The organism is Mobilicoccus caccae, assembly GCF_030161635.1.
Lineage (GTDB): Bacteria > Actinomycetota > Actinomycetes > Actinomycetales > Dermatophilaceae > Mobilicoccus > Mobilicoccus caccae.
In genome coordinates, this window is record NZ_BSUO01000001.1 from 4,157,445 (window position 1) to 4,173,301 (window position 15,857).

General features: G+C 71.0%; 14 protein-coding genes. 11 read left to right on the plus strand and 3 right to left on the minus strand.

All coding sequences use genetic code 11. From position 1 onward, the window contains the following. Positions 1-44 precede the first annotated feature (44 nt). The 10 genes from QQK49_RS20455 to rbsD all read left to right on the plus strand — a co-directional run bounded on the left by QQK49_RS20455 (position 45) and on the right by rbsD (position 12,656). On the plus strand, positions 45-662 hold the full coding sequence (locus QQK49_RS20455) for a TetR family transcriptional regulator (RefSeq protein WP_284305599.1): 618 nt from the start codon (positions 45-47) through the stop codon (positions 660-662). An 86-nt stretch (positions 663-748) separates the two neighbouring features. After that, a complete protein-coding gene (locus QQK49_RS20460) occupies positions 749-4,261 on the plus strand; it encodes an MMPL family transporter (protein ID WP_284305600.1) in 3,513 nt (1,170 codons plus the stop codon). A gap of 142 nt (positions 4,262-4,403) precedes the next feature. Continuing rightward, positions 4,404-5,198 (plus strand): MBL fold metallo-hydrolase, encoded by a 795-nt coding sequence (locus QQK49_RS20465; protein WP_284305601.1) that lies wholly within the window; start codon positions 4,404-4,406, stop codon positions 5,196-5,198. 41 nt (positions 5,199-5,239) lie between these two features. Beyond that, entirely contained in the window at positions 5,240-6,724 is a 1,485-nt protein-coding gene (locus tag QQK49_RS20470) for an FAD-dependent oxidoreductase (RefSeq protein ID WP_284305602.1), read from the plus strand. Between the two features lie 101 nt (positions 6,725-6,825). Beyond that, positions 6,826-7,875: a LacI family DNA-binding transcriptional regulator gene (locus QQK49_RS20475; protein ID WP_284305603.1), complete on the plus strand. Its 1,050-nt coding sequence runs from the start codon at positions 6,826-6,828 to the stop codon at positions 7,873-7,875. Next, entirely contained in the window at positions 7,868-9,370 is a 1,503-nt protein-coding gene (locus QQK49_RS20480; protein WP_284305604.1) for a sugar ABC transporter ATP-binding protein, read from the plus strand. Before QQK49_RS20475 ends, QQK49_RS20480 begins: the two co-directional genes overlap by 8 nt. A gap of 31 nt (positions 9,371-9,401) precedes the next feature. Beyond that, positions 9,402-10,346, plus strand: a complete 945-nt coding sequence (locus QQK49_RS20485) for an ABC transporter permease (RefSeq protein WP_284305962.1) — start codon at positions 9,402-9,404, stop codon at positions 10,344-10,346. A gap of 176 nt (positions 10,347-10,522) precedes the next feature. Beyond that, positions 10,523-11,344: a substrate-binding domain-containing protein gene (locus QQK49_RS20490; RefSeq protein ID WP_284305605.1), complete on the plus strand. Its 822-nt coding sequence runs from the start codon at positions 10,523-10,525 to the stop codon at positions 11,342-11,344. After that, entirely contained in the window at positions 11,341-12,267 is a 927-nt protein-coding gene (locus tag QQK49_RS20495; RefSeq protein WP_284305606.1) for a ribokinase, read from the plus strand. The genes QQK49_RS20490 and QQK49_RS20495 overlap by 4 nt, the downstream gene beginning before the upstream one ends. Continuing rightward, positions 12,264-12,656 carry a D-ribose pyranase gene (rbsD, locus tag QQK49_RS20500; RefSeq protein ID WP_284305607.1) on the plus strand — a complete coding sequence of 131 codons (393 nt, stop codon included), beginning with the start codon at positions 12,264-12,266 and terminating at the stop codon, positions 12,654-12,656. Before QQK49_RS20495 ends, rbsD begins: the two co-directional genes overlap by 4 nt. 46 nt (positions 12,657-12,702) lie before the next feature. Here rbsD and QQK49_RS20505 read toward each other — a convergent pair whose 3' ends face one another. Continuing rightward, positions 12,703-13,143 (minus strand): DoxX family protein, encoded by a 441-nt coding sequence (locus QQK49_RS20505; RefSeq protein ID WP_284305608.1) that lies wholly within the window; start codon positions 13,141-13,143, stop codon positions 12,703-12,705. Positions 13,144-13,252: 109 nt separating this feature from the next. Between QQK49_RS20505 and ligD the strand changes: the two genes are divergently transcribed. Beyond that, a complete protein-coding gene (ligD, locus tag QQK49_RS20510) occupies positions 13,253-14,221 on the plus strand; it encodes a non-homologous end-joining DNA ligase (protein WP_284305609.1) in 969 nt (322 codons plus the stop codon). A 266-nt stretch (positions 14,222-14,487) separates the two neighbouring features. Here ligD and QQK49_RS20515 read toward each other — a convergent pair whose 3' ends face one another. Together QQK49_RS20515 and QQK49_RS20520 are read right to left on the minus strand one after the other, a co-directional pair. Then, complete coding sequence (locus QQK49_RS20515; RefSeq protein WP_284305963.1) at positions 14,488-14,796, minus strand: DUF3072 domain-containing protein; 309 nt, start codon at positions 14,794-14,796, stop codon at positions 14,488-14,490. A 104-nt stretch (positions 14,797-14,900) separates the two neighbouring features. Then, positions 14,901-15,659, minus strand: a complete 759-nt coding sequence (locus QQK49_RS20520; protein ID WP_284305610.1) for a hypothetical protein — start codon at positions 15,657-15,659, stop codon at positions 14,901-14,903. Positions 15,660-15,857: the final 198 nt, after the last annotated feature.

The following is a 15,857-nucleotide window of genomic DNA, read 5'->3' on the forward strand; positions in this document are numbered from 1 at the left end:
GGGCAATTTTGCACACTGTGCAAGCTCGGGTCTATGCTCCCCGGGTGAACGACGTTCTCTCCGGTCGGCGCGAGGCCAACAAGGCCCGCACGCGCGCTGCGCTGGTCGCTGCTGTCTACCACGTCATCGAGACCGAGGGCATCGAGGCCCTTACGGCCGAACGCGTCGCCGACGCGGCCGGCATCTCGCGGCGCACCTTCTTCAACTACTTCACCAGCGTCGAGGCGCTCATCGCCGCCGAGTCGGCTGACATCTTGGAACGCGTGCGGCGTGCCCTGGCCGCACGGCCGGCCGACGAGTCTCCGGTCACCAGCGTCATCGGCGTCATCGAGGAGCTCTTCACCCTCGACCTGCTCGTCGACGCGACGCGCGCCTGGCGGGCGGTCGAGCGGGTGCCCGCCGCTCGCCGGTACGCCCTCGAAGCAGGATCGGGGCAGGTCGCCGAACTGGCCCACGAGTGGGGACGTCGGCTCTTCGACCCCCAGGGCGACGATCCACTGCGCGCCGCCGTGCTCACGGCCACCGTCCTCACCGCCTTCGAAGAGGCGCGCCGGCACTGGCTCTCCCGACACCAGGGCGAGATCGACGAGAGCGCGCTCGCCGCCTTCCTCGACGACGTCCGCCGCGCCGCCGAGATCATCCGTCCCGCGTTCGATCGGTGATCACCGGGCGCAGGCATCGACGCCCCGCCCCCAGCCCGCCTCCCTCCCCGCCCCGATCGGGCGACACGATCTCAGGAGATGCCGACATGGCCGTCTACCTCTACCGGCTCGGACGCTTCGCCGCGCGGCGCGCCTGGGCGGTGATCCTCACCTGGATCCTCGTCCTCGGTGTCCTCGGCGGCGCCGCCCTGGCGCTGCAGAAGCCGTTCACCAAGGAACTGTCCATCCCCGGAACCGAGTTCCAGCAGGTGCTCGACGACCTGGACTCCTCGCTGCCGGACGCCGCGGGCGGCACCGCCGGTGTGGTCTTCTCGACCCGCGACGGGGCGCCGTTCACCCAGGAGCAGAAGAACGCCGTGGCCCGCACGGCCGAGGCGTGGTCGGGCATCGACGGGGTCGAGGACGCGAGCAACCCCTTCGCCACGCAGAAGGAACTCGACGACGGTCGCGCCGACCTGGCCGAGGGCCGGACCAAGCTGGCCGACGGCGAGCAGGAGATCCGCGACAACCAGCGCACGATCACCGACGGCAAGGAGGACCTCGAGACCGGCCGGAAGAAGCTGGAGTCGGGTGCCGAGGAGCTCGCCGACGGTGAGCGGCAGCTCGCGCAGGGTCAGGCCAAGATCAGCGAGGGCCGGGCGGAGATCACCCGGAACGCCGAGAAGCTGGCCAAGGGGCGGGCCGAACTCCGGCAGGGACAGGCCCAGCTCGACGACGGCCGCCGGCAGCTCGACGCGGCCCGGGAGCAGTTGCGCACGGGCCAGGCCGAACTCGACGCCAACAAGCCCAAGATCGCCGAGGGCAAGAAGCAGCTCGCCGAGGGCCGCGCCAAGGTCGAGGCCGGTGAGGCCCAGGTCGCTCCGGCGGTCGAGCAGCTCGCCGAGGGTGAGAAGCAGCTCGCGGCGGCGCGCGCCGAGTTGAAGGACGGGCAGCGTCAGGCGGCCGCCGGACGCGAACGGCTCGAGGCGGGTCGTGCCCAGCTCGCGCAGGGTGAGCAGCAGGCCGACGCCCTCGAGGCCGAGCTCGGGGCCGAGGACCCGCAGGTCGTCGCGCTGCGGGCCCAACTGGCGGAGAAGTCCGCCGAGCTGGAGGCCGGCGCCGCCGAACTCGACGCCACCGACGCCAAGCTCGCCCAGGGCGAGGCCGAGCTGGAGGCCCAGGCCGCCACGCTCGAGGCCGGCAAGAAGGAGTTGGCCGAGAAGACCGCACCCCTGGAGCAGGCCCGCCGCACCCTGGAGGAGAAGTCCGCCGAACTCGCCGCGGGTGAGCGCGAACTCGAGCAGGGGCAGGCCAAGCTCGACGCCGGCCGCGCCACGCTGCGGGAGAAGACCGCGGAGCTGGAGAAGGGTCAGCGGGAGATCGCGGCCGGCCGCGCGCAGTTGAACGAGGGTCAGGCCAAGCTCGACGCCGGCCGCCGCGAGCTGGAGCGCGGACAGGAGCAGATCGACGCCAACCGGGTCAAGCTCGAGGCGGGCAAGGCCGAACTCGCCCGGGGCCGCATCGACATCGAGGCGGCCGCGAGGCAGCTCACCGAGGGCCAGGAGAAGCTCGACGACGCCAAAGCCACCGTGGCGGAGAAGAAGACCGAGTTGCGCCGCGGGGAGCGCCGGCTCGCTCTCATGGACGGGCTGCGGTCGGTCAACGAGCGCGGCGACGTCGCGATGTCGAGCGTCCGCTTCGACGTGCCGATGAACGAGGTGCCGGTCGAGACCAAGGACGCACTGCCGCCCAAGGCGACCGAACTCGCGGCCCTCGGGGTCCAGGTCGACTACTCACAACAGATCGCCGAGAGCCTGCACATCGGCGGCGCGAGCGAGGTCGTCGGGTTCGCCGTCGCAGCCGTGATCCTCGTCGTCATGCTCGGATCGCTGCTGGCCGCCGGGCTACCGCTGCTCATCGCCCTGGTCGGGCTCAGCGCCGGCATGCTCGCCATGCTGGCGATGACCCAGTGGGTCGAGATGTCCGACGTCACACCGGCGCTCGCGGTCATGCTCGGGCTCGCCGTCGGCATCGACTACGCGCTGTTCATCGTGCACCGGCACCGCACGATCCTCGCGGTCGGCGATGTCGACGTCCGGGAGTCGATCGGTCGCGCCACCGGCACCGCGGGGAGCGCCGTGCTCTTCGCGGGGATGACGGTCGTCGTCGCGCTGGCCGCGCTCGTGCTGACGGGGATCCCGTTCCTCGGCGTCATGGGTCTGGCCGCCGCCGGCACCGTGACGGCGGCCGTGCTCGTGGCGCTCACCCTCACCCCGGCGCTGCTGGCGCTCATCGGTCCCAAGGTGCTCTCCCGGCGCAGTCGTCAGGCGTTGGCGCGGCAGCAGGAATTGGAGGAGTCCGAGGCGGAGGCCTCCGACGCCGCCGAGGAGCACACCGCGGCGGGAGCCGAACGCGTGGCCGCCGACCACGGTCACGGGTGGGGTGGGCTCGTCACGCGCCGTCCGGTGTTCGCCATCCTCGCCGCGGTCGCGCTGCTCGCGACGATGGCGATCCCCGCCATGAGTCTGCGGCTGGGGCTGCCCGACGCGTCGCAGGACGCGCACGACTCGACCTCCTACCGCGCCTACACCAAGGTCGCCGAGGGGTTCGGCGACGGCCAGAACGCGGCGATCCTCGCGGTGGCCAAGGTCGACGAGGACGAGGCGCGTCGGTTGTCGGACGACCAGGTCACCGACCTGCAGCTCACGGTCGCCGAGCATCTCAAGAACCACGAGAACGTCGAGTACGTCGTGCCGGCGGCGGTCAGTGACGACCACCGCACGCTCGTCTACCAGATCGTGCCGGGCAGCGGACCGAACGACGACGCGACCCAGACGCTCATCCACGGGCTGCGGGCCGACCGCGCGCAGATCGTGGAGGGGACCGCGGTCGACTCGGTCGGGTTCGCCGGCCAGACCGTCGCCAACATCGACATGTCGGAGCTGCTGAGCAACGCCCTGCCCACGTATCTGGCGGTGGTCGTCGGGATCTCGATCCTGTTGCTGCTGCTCGTGTTCCGGTCGCTGCTGGTGCCGCTGCTGGCCACCGGCGGGTTCCTGCTGTCGGTCGCGGCGTCGTTCGGCGCGGTCGTCGCGGTGTACCAGTGGGGGTGGCTGGGCGATCTGTTCGGGGTGTCGCGTCCCGGCGTGATCCTCAGCTTCCTGCCGACGCTCGTCATCGGCATCCTGTTCGGCCTCGCGATGGACTACCAGATGTTCCTCGTGTCGGGCATGCGGGAGGCGTGGGCCCACGGTCACACGGCGCGCACGGCCGTCCGGACCGGGTTCTCACACGGCGCGCGGGTCGTGACGGCGGCTGCGCTGATCATGACGGCGGTGTTCGCGAGCTTCATCTACTCGCCGCTGGTGATGATCAAGCCGATCGGGTTCGCCCTGGCCGCCGGTGTGCTGCTGGACGCGTTCGTCGTGCGCATGACGATCATGCCCGCGGTGATGCATCTGCTCGGCGAGCGCGCCTGGTACCTGCCCCGATGGCTCAACCGGATCCTGCCCGACCTCGACGTCGAGGGCAGCAAACTCCTGAGGATGCGCGAGGAGGAGGCCAGGCGGGCGGCCACGGAGGTCAGCGTCTCCGGCGACCCGGTGGCGGTGGGGCGCTGATCGAGCCTCCCTCGATCAGAGCGATCGCTCATGGCCCGTCGACGCACTGCTTCGGCGGGCCGTGGTGTGCTCGGTCTCACAACCGAGGTTCGGGCGCGGGGGAGGGGGTAAGGGTCAGGCCTACCGGACACCGGAGGTTCCCATGTCCACCCCCACGCTGGAGTTCCTCGGCACCGCCACGACGATCCTGCGGCTCGGGCCCTTCACGCTGTTGACCGACCCCAACTTCCTGCACCGCGGGCAGCGGGCCTATCTCGGCAAGGGGCTGGTCTCCAAGCGGCTGACCGACCCGTCCCGGCAGGTCGAGGACCTGCCCGACCTCGACGCGGTGCTGCTCTCCCATCTTCACGGCGACCACTTCGACCGCGTCGCCCGCCGCGGACTGGACCGGTCGTTGCCCGTGCTCACCACCCCGCATGCGGCCAAGCGCCTGCAGGGCTGGGGTTTCGAGGGCGCCGACGGGCTCGACACGTGGCGCTCGCGCACCCTGGAACGTGATGGTCTCGGCCTGAGGGTCACCGCGATGCCCGGCCGGCACGGCCCGGGGATCGCCGACCGGCTCCTGCCTCCGGTCATGGGCAGCGTCCTCGAACTCGACACCGGCACAGGTCGACCGCTGCGCATCTACATCAGCGGCGACACCCTGTACCGGCCGTGGCTGCGGGAGGTCAGGGAGCGCTGCGGGCCGATCGACGCGGCAGTCGTCCACCTCGGCGGCACCCGGGTCCTCGGCCTCCTGGTGACGATGGACGACCGGCAGGGCGCCGACCTCGTGGAGTTGCTCGAACCGGCCGTCACCGTCCCCATCCACTACGACGACTATCCCGTGTTCCGTTCTCCGCTGGCCGACTTCGTCGCCACCTGGAAGCGCCGCGGCCTGCCCGGCGAGCTGCGTCTCGTGCAGCGCGGGCAGACCATCTCCCTCGATCCCCGCTGACCTCGACCACCCCGATCATCCGCATCACCGAAGGAGTCCCGATGCTCTCGCTCTGGCACGACGGCCGTACCCCGATCAGCTCCGACACCCTGGACCAGGACACCTACGACGTGGTCGTCGTGGGTGCCGGCCTCACCGGTCTGGTCACCGGTCTGCTGCTGGCGCGGGCCGGCAAGGACGTCGCGATCCTCGAGGCCGAGCAGGTCGGTGCCCTGGCCACGGGCAACACCACCGCCAAGCTGTCGCTGCTGCAGGGCACCAAGCTGTCGACGCTGCGCAAGAAGCAGTCCGAGAAGGTCCTGCGCTCCTACGTGGAGGGCAACCGTGAGGGTCAGGCGTGGCTGCGGCGCTTCTGTGCCGAGAACGACGTGGCCGTCGAGGCTCGCGACGCCGTCACGTACGCCCCCAAGCGGGGCCAGGCCGAGAAGCAGGCGCGCGCCGAGTTCGATGCCGCCCGCGAGATGGGGCTGCCGGTGCGCTGGGAGTCCGACCTGCCGCTGCCCGTGCCGCACGTCGGTGGTGTCGTGCTGCCCGATCAGGCGCAGTTCGACCCGATGGACGTGCTGGCGGCGCTCGCCACACAGTTCCGTTCGGCGGGAGGAACGCTCGTCACCGGGGCCCGCGTCGTGGTGGCGGGCAAGGTGGGCAAGCCCTCGCTACGCCTGGAGGACGGGCGACGGGTGCGCGCCCAGGATGTCATCCTCGCCACGGGCGCGCCGATCCTCGACCGCGGTCTGTACTTCGCCAAGCTCGAGCCGATGCGCTCCTATGCGATCGCGTTCGATCACCCTGACGCGCCCGAGGTCATGGCCCTCTCGTCGGGGTCCTCGACCCGCTCGCTGCGGGACGCGCCGGGTGGGGCGAACGGGCGTCGACTCCTGGTGGGCGGCGAGGGTCACCCCGTGGGCCGGACCTCTTCGGAGCGAGGGCACCTCGACACCTTGCGGGAGTGGACGCAGCGCTACTACCCCGGCGCGGTCGAGACCCACGTGTGGGCGGCGCAGGACTACCGCTCGCACGACGGCATCCCCTACGTCGGGTCGCTCCCGCTGGGCGGCGGCAATTTCCACGTCGCGACGGGCTACGACAAGTGGGGGATGACGAACGCGGTCATGGCTGCCCGCGTCATCTCGAGCTCGATCCTGGGCGACGAACCGGAATGGGCGAAGCCGATGGGTCGCCGGATCTCGGGACCGAAGGCGGTGGCCGGGCTCGCCGGCATCAACGCCAAGGTCGGTGTGGCCGCGACGCTCGGCGTGGTGGGGGCGGCGGTGTCCCGGGACGACGAGAGGATCCCGGGCGAGGGTGAGGGCTACGTCACCCGCGACGGCGTCGCGCCGATCGCCCGGTCCACCGTGGACGGCACGACGTGCGAGATCAGCGCCCTGTGCTCCCACCTCGGCGGGGTCGTCAAGTGGAACGACGCCGAACGCTCCTGGGACTGCCCGCTGCACGGCTCGCGGTTCACCCACGACGGCCGGGTCATCGAGGGACCGGCCACCAAACCGCTGGGTCGCCGCGACTGAGGGGTCGCGAGAGCAGGCCTTGACTCACCTCGTGCAAAGGCGCATCATCCGTGTAATCGATTGCATGGAATCGATTGCACGAACGCACGAGAAGGTGTGTGATGGCCGTGACCCTGCGAGACGTGGCGCGCCTGGCCGGTGTGTCCTCCGCGACGGCCTCCCGGGCGCTCGACCCCTCGGCCTCGGCCGCCACCGAGACCCGTGATCGGGTCATGGCCGCCGCCGCCGAGCTCGGCTACATCGGCAACACGGTCGCCCGCTCCCTCCGCACGAGTCGCACCGACACGATCGGCCTGCTCGTCCCCGACGTCCGAAACCCCTTCTTCACCGATCTCGCCTACGCCATCGACAAGGCCGCCACCGAGGTGGGCCTCACGGTCATGATGGGCAGCGCCGACGAGGACGGGGACGCCCAGGACCGCTATCTCGTGGCCCTGGAGAGGCACCGCGTCGACGGTCTGCTGGTGGTCCCCCAGGGAGGACCTCGACCGATGCTCCAGCGGATCGTCCGCGCGTTCCCGACCGTGGCCATCGATCGCGACGCCGACCTCGGCGTTCCCGTGGTCAGCTCCGACTCCGGCGGTGGGATGCGGGCCCTGATCGATCACGTGATCTCCCTCGGGCACCGACGCGTCGCCGTCGTTGCCGGACCGCAGTCCACCTCCACCGGACGCGAGCGGCTGAGCGCGGCGCGCGAGCAGTTGCGTGAGCACGGTCTGTGCCTGGCCCCCGGGGACGTCGTCGAGGGGGACTTCCAGCTCGGCAGCGGCCTGCGCGCGGCGCGGACCCTCCTCGCCGCCACGCCGCCACCCGACGTCATCATCGCCGCCGACGCCCTCATGGCCCTCGGCGTCCTGACCGTGCTGCGGGAACGAGGGCTGCGTCTCGGCACGGACGTCGGCGTCGCCGCGTTCGACGACAACCCCTGGTTCGCGGTGCTGGACACCCCGGTCACCGTGGTCGCCCAGGACACCGCGCGGCTCGGTCGACAGGCCGTCGAGGCGCTCCTGGCCCGCATCGCCGGGCGCGAGGTCGAGCCGTCGCCCGTGCCGACGACCCTCGTCGTCCGATCGTCACTCGGCGAGGCCGCCCGCCATGGCGACCCCCACTTCACTCCGGCTGCCCGTACCAAGGAGGACATTCATGGATGACGCCCTGCTCCGCCTCGAGGGGGTGAGCAAGTCCTTCGCCGGAGTGCATGCCGTTCGCGACGTCGACCTCGCCGTGCGGCGTGGTGAGGTCCACGTGCTGCTCGGAGAGAACGGCGCCGGTAAGTCGACGCTGATCAAGATGGTCGCCGGGGTCCACGAACCCGACTCGGGTCGGATCGTCATCGAGGGCCGCGAGGTCAGGATCCCCGACACGCGCACGTCGGAGTCACTCGGCGTCGCGACAATCCACCAGGAGCTCAATCTGGTTCCAGGTCTGTCGGTCGCGGAGAATCTCACCCTCGGTCGAACCCCCAGCCGCTTCGGACTCGTCGATCGAGGTGCCGCGCGCCGGTACGCGCGGGATGCGATCGCCCGCATCGGCCTCGACATCGACGTCGACCGCCCCGTCAGCACCCTGGGGGTCGCGCGGCAGCAGATGGTCGAGATCGCCAAGGCCCTGGCCATGGACGCCCGCCTGCTCATCCTCGACGAGCCGACCGCCGCCCTCACCCGCTCGGAGACCGACGTTCTCTTCGACGTGGTGCGCGAACTGCGCCGCCAGGGTGTGGCGATGATCTTCATCAGCCACCACCTGGACGAGATCGAGGAGATCGGCGACCGCATCACGGTGCTGCGTGACGGCACCGCCGTCGACACCGTGGCGGCCGGCGCCGGTGAGGCAGAACTGGTGCGGCTCATGGTCGGTCGCGAGATCGACGACCTGTATCCCCGCCGCCGCGCCGAGGTCGGCTCCCCACTGCTGGAGGTCGAGGCCCTCACCCAGCCAGGAGCGTTCGAGGACATCTCGATCACCGTGCGTGCCGGGGAGGTCGTCGGTGTCGCGGGACTAATGGGCGCCGGGCGAACGGAGGTGCTGCGAGCCGTCGCGGGTGCCGATTCCTATTCGAGCGGATCGGTGACCATGCAGGGGCACCGGTTACCCAAGCGTGACGTGGCCGCCGCCGTGTCCGCAGGAGTCGGCCTGGTGCCCGAGGATCGCAAGTCATCCGGACTGGTGCTCGGCGGCTCGGTCGAGGAGAACCTCGGATACGCCACTCTGCGCCCGACCGGCAAGGCCGGGCTCGCCGACCTGCGCGGTCAGCGCCGCCGGAGCGCCGAGGTTGCCGACCGACTACGCATCCGCATGGCCTCCCTCGATCAGCAGGTGCGCGGGCTGTCCGGCGGAAACCAGCAGAAGGTCGTGTTCGGACGCTGGTTCATGGCCGGTTCCACGGTGCTGCTCCTCGACGAGCCGACCCGCGGCGTCGACGTCGGCGCCAAGGTTGAGATCTACGAGCTCGTCAACACCGTCACCGAGAACGGGGGCGGGGTCCTGCTCGTGTCGAGCGACCTGCCCGAAGTCATCAGCATGAGCGACCGCGTGCTCGTCATGGCGCACGGTCGCGTCGTCGGAGAACTGTCGGCCGAAGAGGCCACCCAAGACGCGGTCATGTCCCTGGCCGTCAAGGAGGTCGAGTCGTCCCGTGCCCGCTGAATCCGCAACCCCGTCCAAGGGCGCCACCACGGTGGCGCCGGAAGGCAAACGCTCGATCGCCACGTGGCTCGCCGACAACGGTGCGCTCGTCGGGCTCGCGCTGGTGTGCCTCGTCATGTTCATCGCGACGCCGGCGTTCCTCACCGTCCCCAACTTGCTGAACGTCGGCGTGCAGGCGGCCGTGGTCGCCGTGCTGGCGTTCGGGATGACCTTCGTCATCATCACCGCGGGCATCGACCTGTCGGTCGGGTCGGTGGCCGCGCTGTCCGCCATCTGCGCGGGCTGGGTCGTGGCGACGGCCGGTCTGCCCGGCCCGGTGGCCCTGCTCGCCGCCCCGCTGGCGGGACTGGTGGCCGGACTCGTTTCCGGGGTGGCCGTCGCCTACGGCAAGCTGCCCGCGTTCATCGCGACCCTGGCCATGCTGTCCATCGCCCGCGGCCTCGCACTCGTCGTTTCCGGCGGTCGTCCCATCGACATGCCGGACGCCGTCGCCGCCCTGGGTGGAGACCTGTTCGGTGTGCCCGTGCCGATCCTCGTGCTGCTGGTCGCCTGGGCGGTCACGGCCTTCGTACTCAACCGCACGGTGTTCGGCCGATCGCTCTACGCGATCGGCGGCAACGAGGAGGCCGCCCGCCTGGCCGGGCTCCCGGTCAAGCGGACCCTCACCGCGGTCTACGCGCTGTCGGGTCTGTTCGCCGGGATCGCCGGCACCGTCCTGGCGGGACGCCTCGCCTCGGCACAACCGCAGGCCGCCGCCGGGTACGAACTCGACGCCATCGCCGCGGTGGTCATCGGCGGCGCGAGTCTCGCAGGTGGATACGGCAAGGCGACGGGCACGCTGATCGGCGCGCTCATCCTCGCCGTCATCCGCAATGGGCTCAACCTGCTCAACGTCACGGCCTTCTGGCAGCAGGTCGTCATCGGTCTCGTCATCGCTGCCGCCGTCGGGGTCGACGTCCTTCGCTCCCGCCGTTGACCGTCACACCAACTCGTCCATCAGGAGGAACCCATGAACAGGCCCGTTCGCACCATGGCCACCGTCGTCTCGATCTCGGCGCTCTCCTCGGTCTCGCCGCCTGCAACCGCGGCCCCGCCGAGTCGCCCCGGCCCGGGTCTACCGGCGCCGCTGCCGGCGGTGGTAAGACGATCACCTTGGCCGTCTCGACGCTCAATAACCCGTTCTTCGTCGACCTGCGTGACGGTGCGCAGGCCGCGGCCGACGCCGCCGGAGTCACGCTGAACGTCGTCGACGCGCAGAACGACGCCGCCACCCAGGCCAACCAGATCGCCGACGCCGTCACCAAGCAGAGTTCGGCCATCATCATCAACCCGGTGGACTCCGCCGCCGCGGGCTCGGCGGTCAAGCCGGCCGTCAACGGCAAGATCCCAGTGGTGGCCGTCGACCGCGCCGTCGAGGGCGCCGATGTCGCCTCGCTCGTCAGCAGCGACAATGTCGAGGGCGGAACCCTCGCGGCCACGGAGCTGGGCAAGGCGATGGGCGGCTCCGGAGACGTCATCGTGCTGCAGGGCGTGCCCGGCACATCGGCCAGCCGCGACCGCGGTCAGGGCTTCACCCAGGGCATCGGCGGTGCAGGCCTGAAGGTGCTGGCGCAGCAGCCGGCCAACTTCGACCGGACTCAGGGCCTCAACGTCACCACCAACCTCCTGCAGGCCAACGCTGGTGCCACTGGCATCTTCGCCGAGAACGACGAGATGGCCCTCGGTGCGGTGCAGGCCCTCGGCGCCAAGGCCGGACAGCAGGTCAAGGTGTTCGGGTTCGACGGGACCGAGGACGCCCTCAAGGCGGTTCAGGAGGGGAAGATGGTCGGCACGATCGCACAGCAGCCGGCCGAGCTCGGGAAGGTCGCGGCGGAGACGGCGCTCAAAGTCGCCGATGGGCAGACCGTCGAGAACGACATCCCCGTCCCTGTCAAGGCGGTCACGAAGGACAACGTGGCCGACTTCCTCAAGTGAGCCGCGTCGTCGTCGTCGGCTCCATCAACGTCGACCTCTTCGCGCGAGTAGAGCGTCACCCCCGGCCCGGCGAGACGGTGCTGGGGAGTGACGGCTCGACCCGCCCAGGCGGCAAGGGCGCGAACCAGGCAGTCGCCGCAGCGCTCGCCGGTGCGTCGACGGCCATGGTCGGGTGCGTCGGGGACGACGCCCACGCCGAGGTCGGGCTGTCCTTGCTGCGTCGCGCCGGTGTCGATCTGACTCGGGTTCGCGCGGTGCCGGGTGTTCCCTCGGGCGTCGCCCTCATCACCGTCTCGGCGGTGGGGGAGAACTCGATCATCGTCATCCCCGGGGCCAACCACGAGGTCACCCGCGACGACATCGCCGGGCTCGAACTCGGTCCCGGCGACGTGGTCGTCGTGCAGGGGGAGATCCCCGTCGAGGTCGTCGACGAGACGGCATGCCTGGTCGAGCGGGCGGGTGCGCGGTTGATGGTGAATCTCGCTCCTGTGGTGCCGCTCGCGGCCACGACCCTGCGGATCGCCGACCCGCTCGTCGTCAACGAGCACGAGGCGATCGCCGCTGCGGGGATCCTCGGCGTGGAGGTCGGCGAGGACACGGACGCCGATCACATGGATGTCGCGTCGGCCACCGATTTGGCGTCAGGGCTGGTCTCGTCGGGCGTCGGGTCGGTGGTCGTGACCCTCGGCGCCGACGGCGCGGTCGTCGCATCCGGTGAGGGCGAACCGCTCACCTGCGCAGGCGAGTCGGTGAGCGTCGTCGACACGACCGGCGCCGGTGACTGCTTCGTCGGAACGGTTGCCGCGGGTCTCGCACGGGGAGACGGGCTGGCCGAGGCGGCGCGGGCCGGCAACGCTGCGGCGGCACGCGCGGTGCAGGGCCACGGCGCGCAGGAGTCATACGACTGGGAGGAACGCCGGTGAAACGGACCGGAATCGCTCACGCCGAGCTGTCGCGGCAGATCGCGCTGCTCGGCCACACCGATCGGATCGTCGTCGCCGACATGGGACTACCCCTGCCACGGTCCCTGCCGGTGGTGGACCTGGCTCTCGTGCCTGGGACGGTCGGCTTCACGCCCGTCCTCGACGCGCTGCTGGACGAGATCGTCGTGCAGGGGCACGTGATGGCGATCGAGTCGCTCGGCGGAACAGCGGGCGCGTGGCTGGATGCCCGTGACACCCGGCTGGGTGAGCGGCAGCTGCTCTCCCACGAGGAGTTCAAGGCTGAACTCCCCCACGCGACGTTCGCCGTCCGTACTGGCGAGGCCACCCCGTACGCCAACGTGATTCTGGAGTGCGGTGTGCCGTTCTGAGCAACGCCGGGCCACCACCGTCTGCCCGAGATCGCCCGTCCTGGCGTCATGAGCGTCGATCGGCGTCGTCTGACTGCCGCCAGGCCCGCCAGGCGCCGGTGCACCACAACGCCCAGATCACCAACAGCGGTTGAAAGATCAGGCGGACGGCGCGGGCGGTGTCGGTGTCCAGACCGAACGCGTCGCGCTGCTCGACCCACTGGGCGATGTTGCCGGGAAAGACCGCGACGAAGAACGCGGCGACGACCCATCCGGTGGCGGGACGCCACCGTCGCGGGCCGAGGAGAGCGATCGCCAGGGCCAGCTCGATCACCCCGGAGACGACCACGACCAGATCGGGCGACGCCGGAAACCACGAGGGGACCTGCCCGCGGAACTCCGTGCGGGCGAACGACAGGTGCGCCGTCCCGGCGAACGCGAGGAACGCGGCCAGGACGAACCGCGCGACGTGGGCGGCGACCGAGGTGGTGACGGGGCGCAGGCTCATCCCGACACTCTGACGGACGGTGCACGGCCGGGTGCGACCGGCCCCGTTCTCGGCTGCCCGGGCCGCGGGTGGAGGGCGGCAGCGCCCCGGCGGCACTACGGTGACGAGCATGGCGAAGACCGAGGCGGTCGAGATCGAGGTCGGCGAGCGGGACGTGCGGTTGAGCAGCCCCGACCGCGTCTACTTTCCGGAGGCGGGGCTGACCAAGCGCGATGTCGTCGACTACTACCTGGCCGTCGGTGACGGGATCGTCCGGGCGTTGCGGGAGCGGCCGTGCATGCTGCACCGGTTTCCCAAGGGCATCGAGGGCGACAAGGTGCACCAGAAGCGCATCCCGGCGGGCGCGCCGCCGTGGATCGAGACCGTCCGCGTGCACTTTCCCCGCTACGACCGCACGGCCGACGAGCTGTGCGTCACCGAACTCGCGCACGTCGCGTGGGCGGTGCAGATGTCGACGATCGAGTTCCACCCGTGGAACAGCCGCCGAGGTCATGTCGAGCAGCCCGACGAGTGGCGCATCGACCTCGACCCCGGCGAGGAGTGCGACTGGGCGCGGGTGCGGCGGGTGGCCCACGTCGCCCACGAGGTGCTCGACGATCTCGGCGCCACCGGCTGGCCCAAGACCTCCGGCGGGCACGGCCTGCACATCTACGTGCGCATCGCCCCCGAGCACGGATTCACCGACGTCCGACGTGCCGCGCTGGCCTTCGCCCGCGAGGTCGAGCGGCGCGCGCAGGACGACGTGACGACCACGTGGTGGCGCAAGGACCGCGATCCGGCCGCCGTGTTCGTCGACTACAACCAGAACGCCCGCGACCACACCATCGCCGCCGCCTACTCGATCCGTGGCAACGCCCGCGCGACGGTGTCGGCGCCCCTGACCTGGGACGAGATCGACGACGCCGAACCGGATGACTTCACCGTGCACACCATGCCGACGCGGTTCGCCAAGCTCGGCGACCTCCATGAAGGCATCGACGACGCCATCTTCGACATCGCCCCGCTGCTCGAGTGGGCCGAGGGCGATGAAGCGGCCGGGCTCGAGCAGGTGGACGAGGACCCGCCCGCATCGGACTGAGGGGGCGGGTGGTCGATCGGGCGGAGTGTGGGCGACTGAAGAACAACACCGACGACATCGGCCCGGTGCGCTGAGAACGGATGAGCCGCTGACCTGCGCGGAAGGCATCGGCGGTGCGCGTCGATGTCGGTCGATGTCGTCCGTGTTGTTCTTCGATCCGCGTGATCGCGCTGAGGATGTGGCAGCCACGGGACCGAGACGAGCTGAGACCGCCCCCATCGCCGAGACCGCCGCCTATAACCGGCGGTCTCGGCGGGAAGGGGTGCTCAGGCCGGGTCGCGGCCCGTCTTGTTCTGAAGCCGGTCGATGTGCTCGGAGGCCTCGGCCTTGGTGAGGTCGGCGGGGAGCTGTTCACCGGCCTCACGGGCCAGCGTGTCGAGGTAGCTGCGCTGCGCCCCGGTCATCGGTTCGTCGCCGGTGACCCACGTCTCCGGGTCCTTCTCGGTGGTGGAGCTCTGCCCGGGGGAGTCGGCGCCGATCGTCTCGCCCTGCGCGGCACCGGCACCGGACGCCTCCTGCGGGGGGCGGCCACCCTGCGCGCTCGCGTTGGTCACGTCGGGGTCGGGCGGGAGCATCTCCTCGGCCAGGGGCTCATCGGGCATGGGGGCGTTCGAGTCGGTCATGCCGCCCATCCTTGCCGGAGGCACCATGTCTCCGCATCCCGGCGGGCCCGGACGCCTCACGGGAACCGGAAGTGACCGGGATCGGCGGCATCCACCTGCATCCGCAACTGCGTGCCGGGTTCGGGCCGATCGCCCTTGCGGGTGGCTGCGCCGGAACGGCGGACACCGTCCGGCCCGTCGTAGGTGACGTACACGTACCACCACTTCGAGGACCAGCCGCTCTGCCCACTCACCGCCTCACCGACAGTGGCCGTGGCGGGGATCCACGTCGTGCCGTCGGGTGTCGTGTCCTGGCGCGCCACCCACGTGTAGGCGGCGCCCAGGCCCGCCAGGGCTGCGAAGGCGAGCTTGCCCATCGACAGGTCGTGAGCTTCGAAGGGCAGGAGACCGGCCAGCGTCGCCCCGCCGTAGCCCACCAGCGCGACACCGAGCCCGAACCCGGCCAAAGCCGAGAGGAACCGGCGTCCGCGCCCCGGCTGGGGATACACCGCCGCCGAGCGAGCGTCGTTGCCCGGACGGACGGCGATCTCGAGCGAGCCCGAGAGCGGCACCGCCCGGCGTAGCGGCAACTCTGCGCTCCCCTCCTGCGGGCCGGCCGGGGTGATGTAGGAGTAGGCCACCCTCGCGGCGAGGGGTTCGTCCGCCGCGCGCAACTTGGACCGGCGAGCGGACACGTCGACGATCCGAGACGTGGTTCTGGACCACCGGGGGTGGGCGGGGTTCGGGCCGAGCCGCATCATCCGGTACACACCGCGGGCCCCGAAGACCACACCCGTGACGATCAGCAGAATCTCGATCACCGTGTCGAAGTCCACGACACCTCCTCGGTCGACTCGTCCGTGCCGACTCGGGCCCATTCGTCGGCGCGTCCGCATTGTCGCAAATGGCGTCCAGCGAGGTGAGCGGTTCCGTCGAGCGGTGCGGCACATGCCGGCTCGGTGTCGTGATCGATGCGCTGTCGGCCGCACCTGCAGGGCGACCACGACGTCGGCTGCCGGTGCCGCCCGGTCCCT